Source organism: Micromonospora sp. WMMD964, from assembly GCF_029581455.1.
GTDB lineage: Bacteria > Actinomycetota > Actinomycetes > Mycobacteriales > Micromonosporaceae > Micromonospora.
Window position 1 is genome coordinate 3746618 of record NZ_CP120860.1, and the last position, 20332, is coordinate 3766949.

The window sequence follows — 20332 nt, forward strand, 5'->3', positions numbered from 1 at the left end:
CTCTGCCATGAGCGTTGGTCGTCGGCGGCTGTCGCGAACTGTCGCCGTTGCGCTGTTCCTCCTCACCGGGGTGGCCCTTCCCGCGGTTCCCGCCGAGGCGGCGAGGACCGGTCCGGACCTCGCGGTCGATGTGTCCGGGACAAGGATCTCCCTGGGGGTCGAGAAGAAGGTTGTCTATTTGAAGGTCAGCAATCTGGGGGACGAGACCCCGAGCGACGTGGTCGTCAATGTCCGCCAGCCGCAGGGGGACCCGGACCCCATGCCGATCGCTCTGCTGTGGCATGCGGGGGGTGGGGGCGAGTGCGACGGCGATGTCGGCGGCTTCTACTGCCGACTGATACCGGAGATGGTTCCGGCGCCGGGCGAAACCGTGGACTTCCCCATCGACGCGATCGTCTACGGGACGGCGCCCTACGAGGGCAGGTTCGAAGTCTCGGTCACCGTCCGGCCGGACGTGGACGCGAATCCGGCCGACAACACCAGATGGTTTCCACTGATGCTGGTCGACAAGCCCAGTGCGGACCTCTCGCTGGTCGCCCGGGATGTGAAGCAGTCAGTGCGGATCGGCGCCGACGGCACGCCCATGCCCACCGGGACGCTGAACCCGGGTGAGACGGGTGCGGTCTGGCACACTGTCGCCAACCAGGGCCGGGAAGCGGTCAGCGGAGTGCGGGTCACGCTGCGTCTGCCCAGGGGCGTGACCTTCACCAGGCAGCCGGCACAGTGTGTGCTCAGCGACGCCGGGCGGTCGGCCGTCTGCACCTACCCAGGCCTCACACTCGTTCCGGCCGCCGACGACACCGATCCGAACGACGGGATCTATTCGGCGGTCGAGCTGTACAACCTGGTGACGGCTGCGCCATCCGCCACCGCGCCGGCGACACTGCGGGGCGGAACCGTGCGGGTGGAGGGCCTCGCCGCGCAGTCGACGAACAGCCGTTCCACGCCTGCGCGAAACGAGCTTCCGGCGAACGCCGTCGTCGTCCGCGTAGCCGACGCGGATCCCAGTGACAACCAGGACGGGTTCGCCGTGGTGCTAGCCGGGAGGAGCGGTGGTGGCCCCGGTGGCGGTGGCGGTGGCGATGGCGATGGCGGCGGCGGTGACGGAGGGTTGCCGGTCACCGGGCCGCGGGCCGGGCTGCTCGGCGGAATCGGCATCGCGGCGCTGATGGCCGGGAGTGTGTTGCTTCTCGCTGCGCGTCGGGTCAGGGCGTCAGGCGGAGAGCCGGCGGCGGCCGAGTGACAGGAGCAGGCCGCTGGCGGCCAGGGCAGATCCGGCGGCGGCCGTGTATGCCGGGAGTTCGGTGGGGATGCCGAGGTGGACGGTGATGCCGAGGATGCGGGACAGACCCCAGGGCAGCAGCGCGAGCTGGTCGTTCCACACCGTCAGCGCGCGCTCCAGGCCCACTGCCCAGACCAGGGTGGACAGCAGGCCGAGGGGCACACCCGCGGCGGTGAGGGTCAGCCCGACGGCGCTCCGGCGGGGCAGGCCGTACCGGTCCCGCAGGACCACCGCGACGACCACGAACAGCCAGCAGAACGCCGCGAACGCGACGGTGACGTACGCCGCGCGCACACTCGGCGCGGTCCAGAAGGCGAACCAGTAACCGCCCGGTCCGCGCCCTGCGAGCGCCGCCAGCAGCAGCACGCTGCGCAGCAACGCGACACCACCGACCGCGGCCCACAGGTGGAACGGATCCCGCCGGCCGACGACGAGGCGTACGACGAGGGCGAACAGCGCCCACCCACCGAGGGTGACCAGCAGGTGCGCCGGTGCGGCGAACCAGGTCGACACGAGCCTGCTCGCCACCAGCACCACGGCCGGGATCAGCCACACCAACACCCGGTCCGCCCGCGTCAGGGGCGTCGGCAGCGCGGCGACCCGCCACGGCCGGAGCGCGCCGAGCAGCAAGCCGCGCGCGGCGGCTGCGCCGAACCCGCGCCCGTACCGGCCGAGCAGCACCACCAGCAGGATCGACGCGAGTAACGCCCGGGCCGCCCAGGCCATCGCCGGGTCCCGGTCGGCGCGCAGCGCCCCGAGGTCGGCGGCGGTGAAGTTGTACGCGGGCAGGTCCAGGTCGGCGCCGTAGCGCTGCCGGTGCGCGTCACGCGCGTCGTGGTACGCCGCCGCGGCCAGCCGCCAGTCGTGGCGGGCGGCGGGGGCACCCGTGTTTAGCCACTGCGCGTGCCGCAGCACCATGGCCCGGTACGCGCCCAGCGTCTCGAACAGGTCGACCTGGTAGTCGAGAGTCGCCATGAAGCGGCCCCGCAGTTCGGCGTCCCGCCAGGTCGCCGGTTCGGTCGCGGCGATGAGGTCGCGCATGCGTCGGGCCAGCACGACGGCCTGCGTGCCCTCCTCGATCGCCTCGTCGACGCGGCCGCCGGTCACCGCGTAGATGCTGTCCAGCGCTGCGGAGTCGCCGGTCGGGATGTCCCACTCGAAGATCCACATCATGGGCGGCGGTTCCAGCCCGAGCGCCCGCACCGACCGGTCGGCGTACGGGCCGATGTAGAGGCCCTTGGTGACCGCCTGCCGAGACAGCGCCATCGCCTGCCCGATCGCGGCGACGGTGGCCGGGTCGCCGGAGAACGTGCGATACGCCCAGTCCGCCGTGACCTGCGCCGGGTCGGCGTGCGGGTCCCAGGCCAGACGGCCGACGGCGTACGTGTTGAGGTCGTAGAGCTGCCAGAAGCCGGTGCGCAGGTACAGCGACATGGGCCCGGCGCGCAGCGGACCGCCGTCCTGGGTCCAGTTCCAGACACCCTCGACGTTTCCGTTGGCGGCAAGGAACGCGCGCAGCGCCTGGCGGTGCAGCGGGCCGAGGTCGTTGGGCAGCGAGCCGAACGCCTCGAACTCGCGTCGGGCCTGGAACTCCACGATGCGGCGGTGCCCGCCGCCCAGCAGGGTGGTGTTGAGCGGTAGGTGGCTGTAGAAGTCGCCCAGGGTGTACTTGGTGGACACGATCAGGTGCCTGTCGTCGAGCCCGTCGAGGACCTGCGCGTACGACTCCGGGTTGGTGTGCAGGTCGCCGACGGCGCCGACGCCGACCGTCCAGGTTCGGAAGATGATCTCCTTCCCGGCTTGGCCCGCGGTGTCCAGCAGGGCCCGCAGCATCGTGCGCACGGACGCTTCCGTGGTGACCGCGAGCCGTGACGAGTAGTCCCAGCCGGTCCCGGCGTACACCTCGCCGCCCTCGCCGACGCGGACCATCAGGCCGTCGACGAACGGCATGCTCTCGAACAGCTCGGCCAGACCGGCCTGGTAGACCGCCCACAGTCGGGGGTCGGCCGCGTCGAGGCCGCCGACGGTCCGGGTCAGGTACTCCTCCAGCGGAGGTGACACCGCGAGCATGTCGGTCAGCAGGAAGACCCGCACGCCCATGTCCTCGGCGTACCGGAAGACGGGGCCGAACGCCGCGACCATCGCCCGTGCGCGGTCGACGTGCGGGTCGCCGGGCGGGTAGACCGCGTGCCCGTCGCCGACCTTCGCGAACGTGACGTACTCCAGGAAGCCGGGCACGACGATGCCGTTGAACCCCTGCGCCACCGAGTGGTCGACGAATTGCCGAAACTGCGCGTCGATGCGGGCCACCGCGGCGGCGTCCACCCACGGCGCGCGAGGCAGCACGGCCGACCCGACGATGTCGGTGTTCAGGCCGTAGTCGTCGCCGGCGGCGAAGACGGCCGGGTCGGGCTCGCGCCCCACCGAACCCGCGTCGGTCAACCGCAGGCCGAGCCGGGGCGTGACCACCCGACCCGCGTCCGCCGCGGGGAGCACCTCGGCACCGGAGCGGATCCGGTCGGCCAGCCGGTACATCCCGGCCGCCATGCCCGCGACGTCGCCACCCTGGACGGTCAGCTCGGTGCCGTGCACGTCGAGCCGGTACGACTCGGGGGTCCCGCCGAGAGTGGCCAGCAGGCCCGCCCGCAGCGTGTTGACCGCCGACAGGTCCGTGACCGTGGCGGTGCCCGGCGCGGCCGTGGCGGACCTGCCGGACTCGACCGGGGAGAGCACCGGCCGGGGCAGGCCGCGGGTGACGACCGCGTCGGCGACGGCGGCCGCGGCCTTTCTGACGCGCGGCTCGTCGGGCACGACGAGTGACGCCAACGGCGGGACCGGTGCGGGTGTTCGCGCCGGCGCGGCGACAGCGTCCTCGCGCGGCACCGCGGCGGGGGAGTGGCTCAGCCCCAGTGTGTCGCCGACGCCCCAGGCCACGGCCGCGCCGAGGGCCAACAGGACCGCCGCGGCGACGAGCAGCGGGTACGGCCTGCGGGCCGGGGCAATGTGAGCCACGCTCGCATGGTAGTGGCCGCATCGACCGCCGTCCTCGGCGTGCGGCAGTCATCCGCGCTGCCGCCGGCGGCGACGGCGCGGTCGTCCGCAGTCGGTCCTGAGTGTGATCACGGCGGCGATGGTGGTTGACACCACAAATATCCATCCGCAAGTATCGATGGATATTCGTGGTGCACGGAACGTGCGCCGTATCGGGGGACGTCTGTGTCCCAAGAACGGGGAGGTCGGATGAGACGAGAGCATCGACGTTTTCTGGGCGCTCTGGCGACCGGCGTGATCGTCGCCGGCGGGTTGACCACTCCGGCTTCGGCGTCAGCGGATGATCCGGAGGGCGGCCGCAACGCGGGGCAGGCTTCGGGGCTCGTCAGGGCGACGCCGGCGCAGGAGGTGGCGGCGGAGATCGGAGAGATCGCCGAGCGCGGCTACCGCGACATCTTCGCCGGTTTGAAGATCGACAGGGACGCGGGCAGGGTCACTCTCCACGTCACCGATCGCGGCAAGGCCGACCAGCTCGTGGGGCGCGCACTGGCCGGCGTCTCGGCCGCCCAGCGTGCCACGACGCCTGTCGACATCCGTATCAGTCGCTACTCGCGCGTACAGATGGAGAAGGCGAGCAGTCAGATCTGGAAGGCGGCGAGCACCCACCGCGCGACGGGCCTCAAGGTGTACTCGATCGTGCTGCCGAGTGACGGCCGGGGCCTGCAGGTGCGGGTGAACGATCCCAAGGCGGTCGGGCCGCTCTCCCAGACGGTCGCGGCAGCGGTGGGCAGCGCGATGGCCGCGGCGGACATCGAGTATGTGGCCGGCAACCCCATTCACAATGTGAGTAGGGAGAGTCCCAGCGCGCCGTACCCGGGCGGAATCCCGATCAGGTGGGGCTGGGAAGCCTCCGGCTGGACCTGCACGGCGGCCTTCGGCGTGCGCAACCCATCCGGCACCGAATATCTGCTCACCGCCGAGCACTGCTACGACAACGGTGACGACATCGAGTCGATGGACGGCGACAACATCGGCGAGATCAAGGCCGAGAACGACCTGAACGACGCCGCCATCTTCAACGTGAACACCTCCTCGGGCGTCTGGGTGAACGACGACTACGTCTTCGACGTCCGCTCGGGCCAGTACTCGTGGGACGGCGAACTCGTCTGCCAGAGCGGATACACCAGCTACCCGAACCGCTGCCAGATCGAGGTGGTGAACGAGTACGTCCAATGGTCGGACGACACCGGGAAGGTTCGCCAAGGTGTCGAGGGTCATCGGTGCGCGGGATGCTCGTCCGTCGCGCACGGTGACAGCGGCGGACCGGTATGGTCGATCCGGTCGGACGGGTTCGTCGCCGCGCGTGGCATCGTCAGTGCCGGCAGTGTGCCGGTTCAGGAGGGCGTCTCCTACGAGTACATCCTCTGGACCGAGGTACCCCCGGCGCTGACGGCGCTCGGCGTCTCACTCCAGACGTCGTAGGAAGCAGACTGGTTGGGCGTGGCGGGCCTGATCCCGCCACGCCCAGCGTCAAGGAGGTCGATCCATGACGAGGAACGTCGCACTCTCCGCAGCCGTCGTCGGTGCCGTCGGAAGCCTGGTCGCCATCGTCGCTCTTCCCTGGGCCGACTACGGCGACATCGCGGTGCCGCTCAGCAGATTCCCCGGTTGGGGTGTGTACGTGGGCAGTGTGGTGGCGCTGCACGCGTGTGTCGTCTGGGCCGTACTCGCTCGGACCGCCCGACAACCACTCACCCTGGCAGCCGTCGCCGCCCTGAGTCTGGTCGCCGTCGGATCGGCGATCCTCCTCCTGCTCGGCTACGACGACGCGTCGGCCTTGTTCAGTGGAGCGGTGCCCACGGTAGTGGCCCGGCCGGGCCTCGGTGGCATCGTCGCGGTCCTGGCGATCCTGGTCAGTGCCGGTGCGGCGGCGGTCAGCGGCGCGGGTCGTCGCACGACGGCGGTGGCACCGGCGCAGGCTCGCCCGTAGCGCCGACACGGCGGGCGAGAGCGAAGCGCCCGACCGAGGGGGAGCCGGACACGACGTCCACTGCCTAGGATGCCGACGTGAGTAGTGATTTCGGTTTCTGGAAGCGCGGTCTGGGTGATCCCGAGGACATCTTCGACAGGCTCGCCGAGGGCGACACCAGCGACCTGCTCTCCAGCTCGGACGTGAGACGGTTCCGAGACGGGCTGCTTGCTCGCTGGGCGGACCTCGAAGACGTGTTGGAGCCCTCGGAGTTCGACCTCGCGGACAGCCCGGATGACGCGCTGAAGTATGTGCTGCTGACGCTGTCCGTCCGCCAGCTCGACTATCTGCCAGAGGTCCTGTCCATGGCGAAGGACAACGGCCTCGTCGGGTTCAGTGGCGTGGCCGGCGAGCCCATCTAGGCGTTCTGCCACTGCTCCAGGTACTCCTCGGCGGTGATGCCGAGCAGGACGATGTCGTGCTGTCGACCCCGCCCGAAGTGGCTGCGGCGTCGGCGTCCCTCCTCGACGAACCCCAGGCGTTCACAGAGCCGCAGCGACGGGCGGTTGAACGGCAGCACCTCGACGTTGCACTTCTGGTAACGCCGTTCGCTGAACATGTAGCGCAGCAGGAGGACGGCCGCCTCGGTGGCGTGCCCCCTGCCGCGCCGCTCCGCGTCCAGCGCGATGCTCGCGCCGAAGGTGCCGTTCCAGGGTTGCGCCATCCGGGTCGACACCGTACCGAGGACCTCCTCATCCTGGGTGTCGACGATGGCGAGGGTGAACTCGTCGTCCTCGCGGGCGGTGATCTCGGGGGAGGTGCGCCGCTGGAACACCGTGGCCGGCCGGGGTGGTACGACGCCGCCCTGTTCGGCGTAATCGGCGTCCTCGGCGATTCGGCGCAGGACCGGCCAGTCACTCGGCTCCAGGGCGCGTAGCCGGACGCTCGTACCGGTCCACGGATGCATCGTCGTCACCTCTCCGTCGAGCCGTCCCTGAGGGAAGCTCAATATAGGACGGTTGAGTGACGGAAAATACCACCAAATAGATTGTTGGGGCCTAGATCGTCCGGAAGTCACTGAAAGTGTCACGTGTGGTACTCCCAGGCCATGACATAATCACCGCGATGGATGAGCATGGCCGTGAAGCCCAGTCGGTGGCCCGTTTCAACCAGTGGGCGCCGAGCTACGACGACGATGGCGTGCAAAGGATCTTCGCATCCCTGCATCGGACCACCCTCGACTGGGTGGCCACGTTGACGACCGAGCCGGCGTCGCTGCTGGATGTCGGCTGCGGCACCGGGGCCCTGCTGGAGGCGGCGGCGTCCCGCCTCGCCGGCGCGCGCCTGGTCGGCGTCGACCCGGCCGAGCAGATGGCGCGCATCGCCCGTCGGCGACTACCCGTCGGCGCGCAGGTGGTCTGCGCCGGCGCCGACCCGCTGCCCTTCGCCGACGGCACCTTCGCCGTGGTGGTCAGCACCATGGCGTTCAACTTCTGGCCGCGTCCCGTCGAAGGGCTGCGGGAGGCGGCCCGGGTGCTCGCCCCGGGTGGGCTGCTGGTGATCGCCGACCTGTTCGCGGTGGGCTGGCTGCGTCCCGTCGCACCGATGGTGGGTGCCGGTAACCGGCCGCGCAGCCGACCCGCGATGGGCCGGCTGCTGGCCGATGCCGGCCTGCGGGTCGTCGGGTGGCGCGCGGTGAGCCGGCGTGGGCCGGTGCCGATCCTGCACGCCGTGGCGGCGACCCGCAGGTGACGCTCAGCTCGGGGTGATGGTGCTGCGCCAGCCGCCCCGGCGGAACTCGATGTCGCCGGCGTAGTCGGGCGGGAGGCCGAACTCGGCCAGCCGGGTGCCGGCGTCGATCGTCACGTCGACCGTCGCCACGCTGGAGGGGCGCAGCGCGTTCTGGTACGCCATCGTCACCTCGCCGCGGCGTCCGGCGGCGTAGATCGGAGCGCTCGGCACCTCGGTGACCGGGGTGGCCGCCGGTTCGGTGACCAGGGCGGTACGCCTGTGGTCCAGCCCGGCGCCCTGAAAGGCCATGGTGACCCGGTTGCGGCCCTCGGCGTCGGCCACGACGGACTGGGTCGCGGCCACCGGCCGAACCTTCAGGCCGAGCAGCTGGGCCTGCGCCACCAGCGACAGGTTGGTGGTGCCGTACCAGAGCTGGAAGAACGCCTCCTGGGGTACGCCGTCGCGCGACTGCAGCAGCGTCAGGCCCATGGTGCTGACGTGCCGTCCGGGCCACCGGTGACCGTTGACCTCCACCCGTCCGCAGTGGTGGTCGGAGACCAGCAGGTAGCCCAGGTCCGGGCTGGGTGGGAACGGTGCGATCTCGTAACGTGCGGGCACCGCCGCGCGCAACTCGGTCAGCGGCGCGAGCAGCATCTCGTTGAACTCGTAGCAGTCCTGCTCCACGGTGGACACCGATCGGGTGCTGGTGGCCGCGGACGCCGCGGACGCGTGGAGGGCCACGGCGGCCGCGACGACCAGCGGGCACAGTGCGATGGCGACGGCGCGCAGCGCCGCCCGTGGGTATCTGGTCATGGTTCCCGCCCTTCGGTCCGACCCGGGTCGGGTCCGTCACCTCCGAATTCTTCAGCGCCGCCGGCTGCGGGCGGCAGACCAACCGACCTGACCGATGGGCCAGCGCCGGTCGGGGTCGCCGAACGGGCAGGGGCCGGACGGGCACCCGATGTGCGACGGTGGGGTGCGAGGAAGGGAGGGCGGCGTGGTCGACGAGAGCCAGCTGGCGGCGACGATCCGGGAGACCACACTGCCCGGCGGGCTGCGCGTGATCACCGAGACCGTGCCGTCGATGTCGTCGGTGGCCCTGGGCGCGTTCGTCGACGCCGGCTCCTGCGACGAACCGGCCGCCCTCGGCGGTCTCTCGCACTTCCTCGAACACCTGCTCTTCAAGGGCACCCGGCGACGCGACGCCCTCCAGGTGGCCCGTGCCATCGACGCGGTGGGTGGCGATTCCAACGCGCAGGCGTCCAAGGAGCTGACCTTCTTCCACGTGCGGGTGCGCGACACCGAGCTGCCCCTCGCCGTCGACCTGCTGCTCGACCTGCTCACCAGCCCACGGCTGGACGCCGACGACGTCGAGGCCGAGCGGCGGGTCATCCTCGGTGAGCTGGCGATGCAGGAGGACGACCCGGGCAACGTGGTACGGACGCTGCTGGGCCGGGCGATATTCGGCGACGGCTCGCTGGCCCGCCCCGCGGTCGGCGCCCGTGAGTCCGTCCTGGCGATCGACGCCGACGACGTGCGCGACTTCTACCACCGGCACTACCGGCCCGACCGGGTGCTGATCGCCGCGGCCGGCAACGTACGCCACGACGAGCTGGTCGAGCTGGCCGCCGCGGCGGTGGACCGCGCCGGATGGCGGGGCACGGCCGCAGGCGTGGACGCCGCCGCCGTCGACGTCCGGATGCGCGACGGCGGGCCGCGGGTGCGGGTGCTGCACCGGCCGTGGGAGCAGGCGCACGTCACGCTCGGCGTGCGCGGCCTGGGCCACACCGACCCCCGGCGGTACGCGATGACGGTGCTCGGCACGGCCTTCGGTGGCGGCCTGTCCTCGCGCCTCTTCCAGGAGGTACGCGAGAGGCGCGGACTGGCCTACGCGGTCGGCTCCTACGCGACGAGCTACCGGGAGACCGGCACCTTCGTGCTGTTCGCGGGGTGTGCGCCCGCGAAGGTCGACGACCTGCTCGCCTGCCTCGGTGAACAGGTCGTCGACCTGCGGGGGCGCGGCCTGACCAGCGATGAGCTCGACCGTGGAAAACGGCAACTGGCCGGCAAGTTCGTGCTCGGCCAGGAGGACACCTATTCCCGCATGACCCGGATCGCGAGCAGCCGGCTCTTCACGGGCGTCGCGGAGTCGGTGTCCGAGGTTCTCGACGGTATCGCCGCCGTCCGCGCGGAGGACGTCGACGCGGTGGCGGCCGAGCTCTGGGACGTCGGTCGGTCACGCCTCGCCGTCGCCGGGCCGATGGACCCGGACCACGACTTCGCGGCGGTGCTTCCGTGACGAGCCGGCGCGGCGCAGCGTCGGGTCGTTCCGCCAGTCGTGGGTCGTGGGCTCCGATCCGGGTCGCGGCCCGTTGGTCGCCACCCTTGCGGCCGGAGACGGCGTACGCGAGACTGAAAGCCCTCGTCGGCGCCGGGGATGCGGCCGGTGCGGCGGGGCGGTCGCTGTCGGCGCGGTGGAGCGTGCCGAAACGAGCTGCCACAGCTGGCCACTGTCAACACGGGCCTCTGAATCCGCGACGACGGTCTCGATGCGGTTCATCGTGATATTCCGTGACGCGGACGGGCACGGGCCTGACAGTGGGCGGTGTGGCAGGGTTCCCGTCGGCCGGGTGGAGCCGGCCGACGGGAACCCAGAAGTGCCCTACCGGGTCAGGAAAGCCCGCCGATGGCGGCCTGACGGGTCGCGACCAGCTCGTTGACCGGCATGTCGACGAAGTTGCCGCGCACACCGGTGAACGTGCCGTAGCCGGCCTCCGGGCCGTTGAACACGGCCTGCATGAACTGGTAGCCGGCGCCGACGCCGAGGATGAAGCCGGCGACGGTCGGGCAGGTCATCGTCGGGACGGTGGCCTGCACGGACTCCAGCGGCCGCAGGTAGTCGCTGTCGACCTCCGGCAGCAGGTTCTGGGCGACGGTCTCGATGCGGTTCATCGTTCTTCCTCCCTTGGTAGGTGTACCGGTGTTCCGGTGACTTCTACGTTAGGAAGGCGAGGAGGGAGAATCATCCCTCATATTGTTGGTTTGGATCGGGGCCCGCCGGGGGCATGATGGTCGATCGCCCCCGACAGGCCCGGACTCCTCAGCCGCGCGTCACCCGGGCGGCGCTGACCAGGCACACGGCGGCCGGCAGCAGCCCGACGACCCAGGCCCAGTCCTGGTCCCGCAGCAGGTAGTAGCCCACCAGCGCGGCCACCAGCGCGATCCCGTAGACGTTCAGTGTCGCCGTCGCGGCGCGGGCCGGCTCGGTGTCGGCGCCGGAGCGTCGGCGCTGCGACGAGTTGAGCCACACCAGCGCGCCGACGAAGAAGATGACGCTGAAGCCGAGGGCGGTCTGCACACCCGACGGCAGACGGCCCGCGCCGACGAAGATGAGGACGGTGACCGCGGCCAGGGCCAGCAGACCCGCCACGTAGCGGGTCCGGGCCGAGTCGCGAGGTCCACCATGGGCATCGGGTCGTGCGGTCATCCGCGTTCTCCTTCCGCTGTCGCGGCCACCGGGGTGGTGTCGGGGATGTCGAAGTAGGTCGACATCGCGGCCGTGCCGGAGATGACGGCGATGAACGCCTCCCGGGCCGACCCCAGTTGCTCGTTGAAGGCCATCATCGCCTCCGCCTGCTGGAAATAGTCCTCCACGTCACGGTCGGGATTGTAGAAGAACCGGACATACTCTAAGAAACCGGAAATCATTTCGTGATAGCCGGCGTGGTACCCCTCCAGTGCCCGCTCGGCCAGGTCGGGACGGCGCACCGCGACGTCGGCGGCCCGCGCGGCCGGGTGGGAGGCCAGGATGGACAGGCAGACCCCGCCGGAGAACAGCGGGTCGATGAAAGCGCCGGCGTCACCGACCGCGAGCCAGCCGGGCCCGGAGAACCGATCGGTGAGGTACGACCAGTCGCGCGTGGTGCGGAACTGGTCGACCTGCTCGGCGCCGGCCAGCAGGTGCTTGAGCTGACGGCTCTCCGCGATGCCGCGCGCGTACAGCTCGGCGATGTTGACGTCGGCGGCCTTGACCGTCTCGGTGGGCGTCACGAAGCCGACGCTCAACGTCGGCGGCGTGGTGCCCACCGGGATCGCCCAGAACCAGCCGTCGGTGACCTTCTCGACGAGGATGTTGCCCTCCTGCCCGGCCGGCAGGTCACCGGTGGGGGAGAAGTACGTCCAGTAGGCGAGACTGCGCAGGTCCTCCTGCCAGCTGACGGCGGCCAGGTGCCGGGTCAGCGCCCGGGCCTGCCCCGAGGCGTCGACCACCAGCGCCGCGCGCACCACCCGGGGCGCCGAGTCCCCGATGGTGTACGACACGCCGACCACCCGGTCGTCCTCGACGACCGGCAGCCCGACGGTGGCCTGGAACCGCACCTCCGCGCCCAGCTCGACCGCGCGGTCCAGCAGCAGCTTGTCGAATTCGGCGCGGCGCACGTGGTACGAGTACGGGTAGGGCCCGCCCAACTCGGCGAAGTTGACGTTCCACAGCTCGCGCTTGGCGCCCCAGACCAGGCTCAGCCCGTTCTTCTTGGGAAAGCCGTACGCCTCCAGGCGTTCCAGCAGCCCCAGGTCCTCCATCACGCTGAGCATGCCGGTGATCAACGACTCGCCGATGTGATAGCGGGGGAAGGTCTCGCGTTCCAGCACCAGCACGCGGTGCCCGCGCTGGGCGAGCTGGCCGGCGGTGCACGAGCCGGCGGGACCACCGCCGACGATCACCACGTCGAAGAACTCGTCTCCGGCGGTTCCCGATCCGGTCGGATCTGCCATGGGAAGTCTCCTTCGTTCTCGGTTCTCAGGCTTCGGAGGTGGGCGGACGGGGGATCGCGCAGGCCGCGGTGCCGCCCGGCAGTCGCGTCCGGTTGTCGGCCACCAGGCGGTAGACGCCGGCGGCGAGCCAGCGGGTCGGGGGCAGGGCCAGCAGCACGCCCACCGGTCGCCAGGCCGGCCGGCCGACCCGCAGCAACCGCGCGAACGCCTGCGCGCCACCGTGCACCCGGCCCGCGGCGTCGATGTAGAGCACCTCGTGGTCGGCGCGCTCGGCGGTCACGCCCAGCGGTGCCAGGTCGACGGTCTGGTACGCGGCGATCGTCACGTCCGGCCGCACCCAGCCGCTGATCCGGTTGATCGACTGGGTGCAGAAGCCGCAGTCGCCGTCGTACAACATGATCGGCCCGGCCGGGGCGGCCGGGATCCGGCGGGGGGACGCGTGGTCAGCCAACGGGACCTCCGGTGGGTTGTGGTGCCAGCGCGCCGAGCGCGGCGTGCCCCTGGCACAGCAGGCCCTGCTGCTGGGCGAAGACCACGGCCTGGGTGCGGTTGTTGACGCCGAGCTTGCGCAGGATGCTCAGCACGTGGCTGTGCACGGTGGCCGCGGAGATGAACAGGTTCTGCGCGATCTGCTTGTTCGGATGGCCCTGGGCGAGCAGGCTCAGCACGTCCAGCTCGCGGTCGGTCAGGGAGTAGTCGACTGTCGACTTCGAGTGCGCGCAGGCCAGTCGGCACAGGGCCGTGGCCAGGGTGGCCAGGATCGACGGCGGCACGAAGGGGTGACCGGCGGCGACGGCGCGTACGCCGATCATCACCTCCTCGGGTGGGCTGTCGAGCAGTAACACGCCGCGGGCGCCCGCCGAGATCGCCTGCGCCATCTCACCGGCCGACTCGAAGGCGGTCACCACGATCACGCCGCCGTGCCGGCCACGGTTGCCGGGGGCGGTCGCCAGCCGCGAGAGGTCGCCGGCGGACAACTCGATCGGCACCAGGCCGACCGCGCCGAGCGCGCCGCGCAGCCTCATGCACATGACGTCGACCGAGTTCACGACGACGACGTCGTGGGCCAACCGCGGCGCGCGAAGCACGTCGATGATCCGGTCGAACGTCGTCGGGTATCCATCCAGGACGATGACGGTGGTCACCGCGGCCTCCCCGCTGTGGGTCCAGGTCAGGCAATTGGGTGCCGATTGGACAGGAAGAGCATCACCGGCTCCTCGTTGACGTCCCGGCCGGACGATCGGGCGACCAGGAACTGGGTCCGCCTCGCCCCGGTGTCGTGGCGCTGGCTGTGCGTGATGTAGTTCAGCAGCGTCAGGTAGGCCACCGAGACCTGGATGTCCTCCTTCTCCAGTGCGGGCTCCTGGGTGATCTTGATGATCTCGTTCATGGTGTCGAAGACGATCTTTTCGCCGCGCCGGTTCGGGTGCCAGAACGCGTGCCGCAACGTGCGCTCGCTGGCGACCAGCACCTCCTTCCACTCCGTGACGCCGCCGTCGGCCAGCTCGTCCCGGAAGAGCAGGTGGTTGTCGTAGGTGCCCGGCTGCGGCGCGAAGAAGCGCCAGTCGGGCAGGAACACGCCGTGCGGGTCGAACCGCTCGGACAGCTTCGACTTGCGCGTCGGGTCCTGCTTGATGGCACTCGCCACGAACCAGGTCCCCAGCACGCCGTAGAGCGCCATCCTGCGGATCGCACCCCGGTTGATCCGACTCATCTCGGTCACCGCTCCCTTCCGGACTTGTGGTCCGCCGGATGCAGCGTCCGCTGCTCCCGGACGGCCCGGACGACGCTCTGCACCGCGGCGACCACCCGCGCCGCGGGCTCCTCGTGGGTGATCAGCTCGATGTGCTCGACGTCGTCGACGATCTCGTGCACCGCGTCGTCGGAGAGCCGGGCCAACTCCTCCTGCAACTGCAGGTGCACCGGGTCGCCGGTGACCGTCGCGCCCGCCGTCAGCACGTACAGCCGGCACTGCGGCGGCAGCTTCGCATCGCGTACCTCGGCGTTGACGTCGCTCTGCCACGCCTCGAACTCGGCGTACGAGCCGTGCCACATCTGCCGCGTGCAGAAGGCCGCCTTCGCCGACAGGCGTGCCTCCTCGGGCAGGCCGTCGATGCGGAAACGCCGGTCGCTGTTCGGGTTCAGCCGGATCATCCCGATGGTGCTCTGCCACATCGAGTCGCGCAGGTACTGCTCCACGAACGGCAGGCCGACGCGCTGGCGCTGCGACCGCACCAGCTCCTCCGGATGCGCCACGTCGGCGAGGACCAGGCCGGCCACCTGCTCCGGGTGCCGCTCGGCGAAGTGCCGCACCAGCAGACCGCCGTACGAGTGGGCGACCAGCACGTACGGCGGCCGGGCGCCCACCGCGTCGAGCAGCGCCTCCAGGTCGTCCGTCGTGCGCTCGGCCGTGCGCGGCAGCTCGCCCGGCGCGCTGCGGCCGATTCCGGCGCGGTCGTAGGCGACCGTGGGCGCGAACCCGGCCACCCCCTCCTGGATCCACGCCCACAGCTCCAGCGGGGTGGCCATTCCGCTCTCGAACACGACGGTGGGCCCGGGCTGCTCGCCCAGGCCGGTGGTGTGCACCCGCAGGGTGCGGCCACCGATGTCGACGTCGCCGCCGGGGCCGGGGATCAGGCGGCGGTCGCGGCGGGTCGCAGCCGCCTGGTAGGTGGCCCCGGCCACCAGGGCCACGGCGCTGACGCCGAGCCCCGCGGCCAGGATTCGCGGCATCTTGGTGGGCATGGCGGTCCTCCGGTCTCAGGAGGCGGTGGACGCCGACAGCGCCGGCACCGCGGTGAACTGCGTACGCACCAGCCGCTCGTAGAGCGTGTCGGTGGCGAGCAGGTGGGCGTGGGTGCCCTGGGCGCGTACGGCGCCGTTCTCCAACACGACGATGTGATCGGCCTGCACCACTGTGGACAGCCGGTGGGCCACGGCCACCACCGCCCGGCGTTCGGCGATCTCCGCGACCGCGGTCCGCAGCGCGAACTCGGCCTCGGCGTCGAGTTGGGAGGTCACCTCGTCGAGCAGCAGCACGTCGGGGTCGGGCACCAGCATCCGGGCGATGGCGATCCGCTGCCGTTGACCGCCGGAGAGCGTGCGGCCCTCCTCACCGACGGCGGTGCCCAGGCCGTCCGGGAGGGTGCCGATCCAGTCGGTCAGGCTGGCCTGCCCGACGGCCTCGGCGACCCGGGCCGCCGGCGCGTCCGGCTCGGCGTAGCGGATGTTCTCCTCGATGCTGCCGTCCATCACCCGCGACTCCTGCTCGACGAACCCGATGCGGCTGCGCAGCGTGTCCAGCGGGATCTCCCGGACATCGGTGCCGTCGAGCAGCACGCTGCCGGCGGGCGGCTCCCACAGCCGGGTCAGCAGGCCGAACAGCGTCGACTTGCCGGAGCCGGACGGGCCGACGATCGCCACCAGGCCCTGCCGAGGCACGTCGAAGGACACCCCGCGCAGCACCGGGCGGTCCGGCAGGTAGCCGAACCGCAGGTCGCGTACCCGCAGCAGCGGAGCGCTCGGCGCGGCCGGCATGGCCGGGGCCGGCGACACCGCAGCGGGCGACACCGGGGCCGGCGGCGTGGTGGCGTCGTCCTCCTGCGGGAAGCGCAGCAGCATGTCGATCCGGCTCACCGAGGCGAGCCCCTGCTGGAGCTGGCCCATCGCCGCGAAGAAGCTGACCAGCGGCGCGATCAGGTAGAACAGGTAGAGCAGGAAGGTCGCGAACTCGCCGATGGTCAGCGCGCCGGAGCCCATCCGCACCGCGCCGACCGCGAAGACCACAGCGAACGAGCCCTGCACACCGGCGTCGGCCGTCGGCGCGAGCAGGGCGTTGAGTCGTACCGTGCGCATGCCGGCGTCGTGCGCGGCGGCGGCCTTCTCGTTGACCCGGTCGGCCTCGCGCTGCTCGGCGCGGCTGAGCTTGATGGTCGTCACCGCGGCGAGCGCCCGTTGCAGGTCGCTGCCCAGCTCACCCACCCGCGACTGGGTGGCCTCGGTGGCGATCCGGATCCGGCGGGCCAACGCCACGCTGCCGCTGGCGGCGACCAGGACGCACAGCAGCGCGGTGAGGCTCAGCACCGGGTCGATGACGGCCATCAGCACCACGGTGGCGGCCACCGTGATGCCGGTCAGGAAGAGCACGGCCAGGCTCTGGGTGAGCGCGGTCCGCAGCAACGACGTGTCGGCGACCAGCCGGGTGAACAGGTCACCGCGCCGGTGCTGCCAGTGCGCCGGCAGGGTGGCGCGCACCAGCCGCATCACGATGGTCCGCCGGACCGCGAGCACCACGTGGGTCCCGGAACGCCCGATGATGTAGGACTGGAAACCGGCGAGGGCGGCCTCGACGACGAACAGCGTGATCAGCACGAGCAGCGTCCCCACCGCGAAGCGCTGCGCGGTGAGCTGCCCGACCAGCTTGCCGATGACGATCGGCTGCACCAGGGCGGCGGCGGAGCCCAGCAGGCCGAGGAGCACCGCCAGGGCCAGCCCGAGGCGGTGCGGCCGCAGCAGGCGCATGGTCACCCGCAGCGGGCCGACCGGCGCTGCCTCCCGGTCCCGCCGATCCCGCTCAGCCACGACGCAGCTTGCGGAAGAAGTCACCGAGCAGGTTCACGTCGCTGGCCGACATGTGCTTCGCGACGTGGACGATGGCCGGGTAGGTGCCGACGAACGAGTACACGAACCGGTTGAGACCCATGAAGACGGCGTTGCCGACGTGGAAGCCACCGCCCATGCCGAGCATGGCCCACGCGGGCAGCTTGGGGGCGGCCATCATCAGCGGCATCGCCAGCTCGCTGGCCACCACACCCCAGCCGGCGGCCTTGGCGAGCCGCGGTCGCGACTTGAGCAGCTCGTAGACGCGCTTGTCGCCGTACACGGTGGTGCGGAAGATGCCCGGCATCGCCATGCCGTTGCGCCACGGCGCGCCGACCAGCTTGGACAGGCCGGCGGCGAAGTACGACAGGTTGGTCTGGCCGGCGAGGAACCAGGCGCAGGCCTCCTTGGCCTTCTCGTCGTTGGCGAAGATCCGACTCGCGGTGAGGGTGGCGTAGGTCAGCAGCGACATGTGCTCGGTGCCGTCGGTGCCGTAGCGGATCCGGAAATGCAGCAGGTAGTTCGTCGCGGCGATGTAGGCGACCGAGACGTCGCGCACCTTCTTGCTGCTGTACGGGTTGATCAGCGCGACCGCCGCGGCGAGGCGGAGCTGGTAGATGAGGTAGATGCCCGGCGGCTTGAACAGGTAGTCCAGCAGGTCGCCGAGCTTGCCGGCGGTCAGCTTGTGCCGGGACCGCTCGACCTGCCAGCTCAGCAGGCCGGTGTCGGTGAAGACCTGCGGCTGCGTGAGGAACTCCAGCGACGCCAGCGCCAGACCGAGCGATGAGATCTGCTCGACCTGCTTGAGCGCCTTGTCGACGGGGACTACTTCGTTACCGGCCATCGGCTTCTCCTGCCAACGTCGATCGGGTGGGGGTCGGGGTGCCGAGGCCGCTTGCGACGCCGACGCGCCGGGGAGTCTGCGCCGACTCCCCGGACACGTGGCGAGGTCCTACTAGCGCGTGACCGCCAGGCGGCGGCTCTGCACGAGCTCGGAGACGGTCATCTGGTCGGCGGTCTCGCTGTCGAGGCGGTAGCCGGTCGGGGTCTCCTCGGCACCGCCCCACTTGTGGTACGCGTAGAGGCCGGCGCCGACGGCGACACCGACGGCGAACGGGGTGAGGACCGGCGCGGCAACGCCGACCAGCTCCAGCGGCTCGAGAACGCCCTCGCCAACGGCGGGGATGTGACGCTCGGCCGCAGCCTCCATACGGTTCATTCAGTCCTCCTGTGGATAGAACCGGCTGTTGTCGAAAACTCTATTCTTCGATCGGTTCCTTCGACTCCACCAAAGTGCTGAACAATGAGCCAAGTATGGTTCGGCGCGGTAATCACGGTAAATACCCGAGTGGGCTGACGGCCTGGTCACATCCGGGTATAGCCAGGTGGCTAGGTCCCCCCTAGCCACCTTTCCGGCCCGTCGGGTGCGGTCATTGGAATAGCACCAGAAAATGGGCGTGGATCTATGATTTGTTGCCGGTTCGGGCTGGTTTTGAAACTGCCGAAAAGGAGGCGACCGTGCCGAATTCCGTCGCGTTGACAACCCATCTGCTGGTGCAGTTGGCCGTGGTGCTCGGCGCCTGCCGACTGGCCGGCGCCCTGCTCGGCCGGCTCGGCCAGCCACAGGTGGTGGCCGACATGATCGCCGGGTTCGCGCTCGGCCCGCTGGCACTCGGGCTGCTGGCCCCACCGGTGCAGCAGGCGCTCTTCCCCCGCGAGCTGGAACTCGCCGGCGCCACCGTCGCCCACCCGTCGGCCCAGATCCTGCACGTGCTCGGCCAGCTCGGCGCCACCCTGTTCATGTTCCTGGTCGGCCTGTCCTTCGACAGCGGAGGCGCCATCCGCCACCTGCGCACCGCCACCACCACGGCGGTCGCCAGTCTCGCCGCGCCGCTGGCGGTGGGCGGCCTGCTCGGCCTGGCGCTGGCCGGCGGCGCCTTCGGCGTCGCCGCGTCCGACGACGGCTGGTTCGGTCCACACATCCCCGGCTGGCAAGCGGCATGGTTCCTCGGCCTCGCCGTCGCCGTCTCCGCGTTTCCCGTGCTGGCCCGCATCCTGGAGGAGACCGGCGCCACCCGCACCACCGTGGGCACCGTGTCGCTGGCCTGCGCGGCCACCGACGACGCGGTGGCCTGGATGATGCTGGCGGGCCTGATGGCGACCGCCGGCGCCGCCGCCCACCTCGGCGTCCTCGCCGTCGCGGGCGGCCTCGCCTACGTCGCGGTGCTGGTCGCCATGCGTCCGCTGCTGCGGCGCTACGCCCGCTGGGCGACCGAGGGCGGCCACGCGCTGCGCCCCGCAGCCGTCGGCGCGGCCCTCGTGCTGCTGACCGCCTGCGCCGCCACCACCGAGGCGATCGGCCTGCACGCCGTCTTCGGCGCGTTCGTCTGCGGGATGGTCATGCCCCGCGAGCTGCGCGAACACCTCACCGGGCGCATCGCACCCCTGACCACCACGCTGCTGCTGCCGCTCTTCTTCGCCTCGGCCGGCCTGCGCATCGTCACCGACACCCTGCTGGAACCGAGCGGTTGGCTGGTGCTGGCCGCCGTGGTGCTGGTCGCCGTGCTGAGCAAGGGCGGGGTGAGCGCGCTGGTGGCCCGCTGGTCCGGGCTGAGCTGGTCGCAGTCCGCGTCCGTCGGCGCGCTGCTCAACGCCCGCGGCATGATGGAGCTGGTGCTGATCGACGTCGCGTTGCGCGCCGGGCTGATCGGCCCGAAGCTGTACACCGTACTGGCGCTGATGACCATGGTGACCACGTTCGCCGCGGCGCCGGTCTTCGTGCTGACCCGCCGCCGCTGGCCCGCGTCACCCGCGGCCGTCGCTCCGGTGGCCGTCTCGCGGGTGCCCGCCGGATAGCGCCGCCCGGGCGGCGGCCCCGTGACGCCGGCCGCCGCCCGGGCCGAACGAGGGGGTCCGTCGACCGAGTGGGCGACCGCCGCAGATCGGCGAGGGGTCCGCAGACCGCCCGGGCCGCCGCCGCAGACGGA

At 71.3% G+C, this 20332-nt stretch carries 20 protein-coding genes; 7 read left to right on the forward strand and 13 right to left on the reverse strand.

Annotated features, from left to right (window positions below; translation table 11 throughout):
• The first annotated feature begins 7 nt into the window (after nucleotides 1-7).
• Nucleotides 8-1243 (forward strand): hypothetical protein, encoded by a 1236-nt coding sequence (locus O7616_RS17265; RefSeq protein ID WP_282302933.1) that lies wholly within the window; start codon nucleotides 8-10, stop codon nucleotides 1241-1243.
• Here the strand turns inward: O7616_RS17265 and O7616_RS17270 are convergent.
• A complete protein-coding gene (locus tag O7616_RS17270) occupies nucleotides 1214-4294 on the reverse strand; it encodes a hypothetical protein (RefSeq protein WP_282302935.1) in 3081 nt (1026 codons plus the stop codon). The genes O7616_RS17265 and O7616_RS17270 overlap by 30 nt on opposite strands.
• 273 nt (nucleotides 4295-4567) lie before the next feature.
• On the opposite strand from O7616_RS17270, the gene O7616_RS17275 reads away from it, so the two are divergent.
• From O7616_RS17275 to O7616_RS17285, 3 genes are all read left to right on the forward strand, one after another.
• The gene (locus O7616_RS17275; protein WP_282302937.1) at nucleotides 4568-5755 is read left to right on the forward strand and encodes a trypsin-like serine protease; all 1188 of its coding nucleotides are present in this window, start codon (nucleotides 4568-4570) and stop codon (nucleotides 5753-5755) included.
• 64 nt (nucleotides 5756-5819) lie between these two features.
• On the forward strand, nucleotides 5820-6263 hold the full coding sequence (locus O7616_RS17280) for a hypothetical protein (RefSeq protein ID WP_282302939.1): 444 nt from the start codon (nucleotides 5820-5822) through the stop codon (nucleotides 6261-6263).
• Nucleotides 6264-6340: 77 nt separating this feature from the next.
• Nucleotides 6341-6664, forward strand: coding sequence for a hypothetical protein (locus O7616_RS17285; RefSeq protein ID WP_282302941.1), 324 nt, complete (start codon nucleotides 6341-6343; stop codon nucleotides 6662-6664).
• Here O7616_RS17285 and O7616_RS17290 read toward each other — a convergent pair.
• Nucleotides 6661-7209, reverse strand: a complete 549-nt coding sequence (locus tag O7616_RS17290; RefSeq protein WP_282260463.1) for a GNAT family protein — start codon at nucleotides 7207-7209, stop codon at nucleotides 6661-6663. The two genes, O7616_RS17285 and O7616_RS17290, sit on opposite strands and share 4 nt — an antisense overlap.
• A 158-nt stretch (nucleotides 7210-7367) precedes the next feature.
• Between O7616_RS17290 and O7616_RS17295 the strand changes: the two genes are divergently transcribed.
• Nucleotides 7368-7994, forward strand: coding sequence for a class I SAM-dependent methyltransferase (locus O7616_RS17295; protein WP_282302943.1), 627 nt, complete (start codon nucleotides 7368-7370; stop codon nucleotides 7992-7994).
• Between the two features lie 3 nt (nucleotides 7995-7997).
• On the opposite strand, the gene O7616_RS17300 is transcribed toward O7616_RS17295, so the two are convergent.
• Complete coding sequence (locus tag O7616_RS17300; RefSeq protein WP_282302944.1) at nucleotides 7998-8786, reverse strand: hypothetical protein; 789 nt, start codon at nucleotides 8784-8786, stop codon at nucleotides 7998-8000.
• Between the two features lie 184 nt (nucleotides 8787-8970).
• Between O7616_RS17300 and O7616_RS17305 the strand changes: the two genes are divergently transcribed.
• Nucleotides 8971-10272, forward strand: a complete 1302-nt coding sequence (locus tag O7616_RS17305; RefSeq protein ID WP_282302945.1) for a pitrilysin family protein — start codon at nucleotides 8971-8973, stop codon at nucleotides 10270-10272.
• Nucleotides 10273-10643: 371 nt separating this feature from the next.
• Here the strand turns inward: O7616_RS17305 and O7616_RS17310 are convergent, their stop codons facing one another.
• From O7616_RS17310 to O7616_RS17355, 10 genes are all read right to left on the reverse strand, one after another.
• On the reverse strand, nucleotides 10644-10925 hold the full coding sequence (locus tag O7616_RS17310; protein ID WP_282260458.1) for a hypothetical protein: 282 nt from the start codon (nucleotides 10923-10925) through the stop codon (nucleotides 10644-10646).
• Nucleotides 10926-11073: 148 nt separating this feature from the next.
• Nucleotides 11074-11460, reverse strand: a complete 387-nt coding sequence (locus O7616_RS17315; protein WP_282260457.1) for a hypothetical protein — start codon at nucleotides 11458-11460, stop codon at nucleotides 11074-11076.
• The gene (locus tag O7616_RS17320) at nucleotides 11457-12746 is read right to left on the reverse strand and encodes an NAD(P)/FAD-dependent oxidoreductase (protein WP_282302946.1); all 1290 of its coding nucleotides are present in this window, start codon (nucleotides 12744-12746) and stop codon (nucleotides 11457-11459) included. Before O7616_RS17320 ends, O7616_RS17315 begins: the two co-directional genes overlap by 4 nt.
• 25 nt (nucleotides 12747-12771) lie before the next feature.
• Complete coding sequence (locus tag O7616_RS17325; protein WP_282260455.1) at nucleotides 12772-13197, reverse strand: DUF393 domain-containing protein; 426 nt, start codon at nucleotides 13195-13197, stop codon at nucleotides 12772-12774.
• Nucleotides 13190-13891, reverse strand: a complete 702-nt coding sequence (locus O7616_RS17330; protein WP_282260454.1) for a response regulator transcription factor — start codon at nucleotides 13889-13891, stop codon at nucleotides 13190-13192. Before O7616_RS17330 ends, O7616_RS17325 begins: the two co-directional genes overlap by 8 nt.
• 26 nt (nucleotides 13892-13917) lie before the next feature.
• Nucleotides 13918-14460 carry a hypothetical protein gene (locus O7616_RS17335; RefSeq protein ID WP_282302947.1) on the reverse strand — a complete coding sequence of 181 codons (543 nt, stop codon included), beginning with the start codon at nucleotides 14458-14460 and terminating at the stop codon, nucleotides 13918-13920.
• A gap of 5 nt (nucleotides 14461-14465) precedes the next feature.
• Nucleotides 14466-15491 carry an alpha/beta hydrolase gene (locus tag O7616_RS17340; protein WP_282302948.1) on the reverse strand — a complete coding sequence of 342 codons (1026 nt, stop codon included), beginning with the start codon at nucleotides 15489-15491 and terminating at the stop codon, nucleotides 14466-14468.
• A 15-nt stretch (nucleotides 15492-15506) separates the two neighbouring features.
• The gene (locus O7616_RS17345; RefSeq protein WP_282302949.1) at nucleotides 15507-17327 is read right to left on the reverse strand and encodes an ABC transporter ATP-binding protein; all 1821 of its coding nucleotides are present in this window, start codon (nucleotides 17325-17327) and stop codon (nucleotides 15507-15509) included.
• On the reverse strand, nucleotides 17320-18189 hold the full coding sequence (locus tag O7616_RS17350; protein WP_282260448.1) for a hypothetical protein: 870 nt from the start codon (nucleotides 18187-18189) through the stop codon (nucleotides 17320-17322). Before O7616_RS17350 ends, O7616_RS17345 begins: the two co-directional genes overlap by 8 nt.
• 111 nt (nucleotides 18190-18300) lie before the next feature.
• On the reverse strand, nucleotides 18301-18564 hold the full coding sequence (locus tag O7616_RS17355) for a hypothetical protein (protein ID WP_282260446.1): 264 nt from the start codon (nucleotides 18562-18564) through the stop codon (nucleotides 18301-18303).
• Nucleotides 18565-18863: 299 nt separating this feature from the next.
• Between O7616_RS17355 and O7616_RS17360 the strand changes: the two genes are divergently transcribed.
• Entirely contained in the window at nucleotides 18864-20201 is a 1338-nt protein-coding gene (locus O7616_RS17360; protein ID WP_282302950.1) for a cation:proton antiporter, read from the forward strand.
• The last annotated feature ends 131 nt before the right edge of the window (nucleotides 20202-20332 follow it).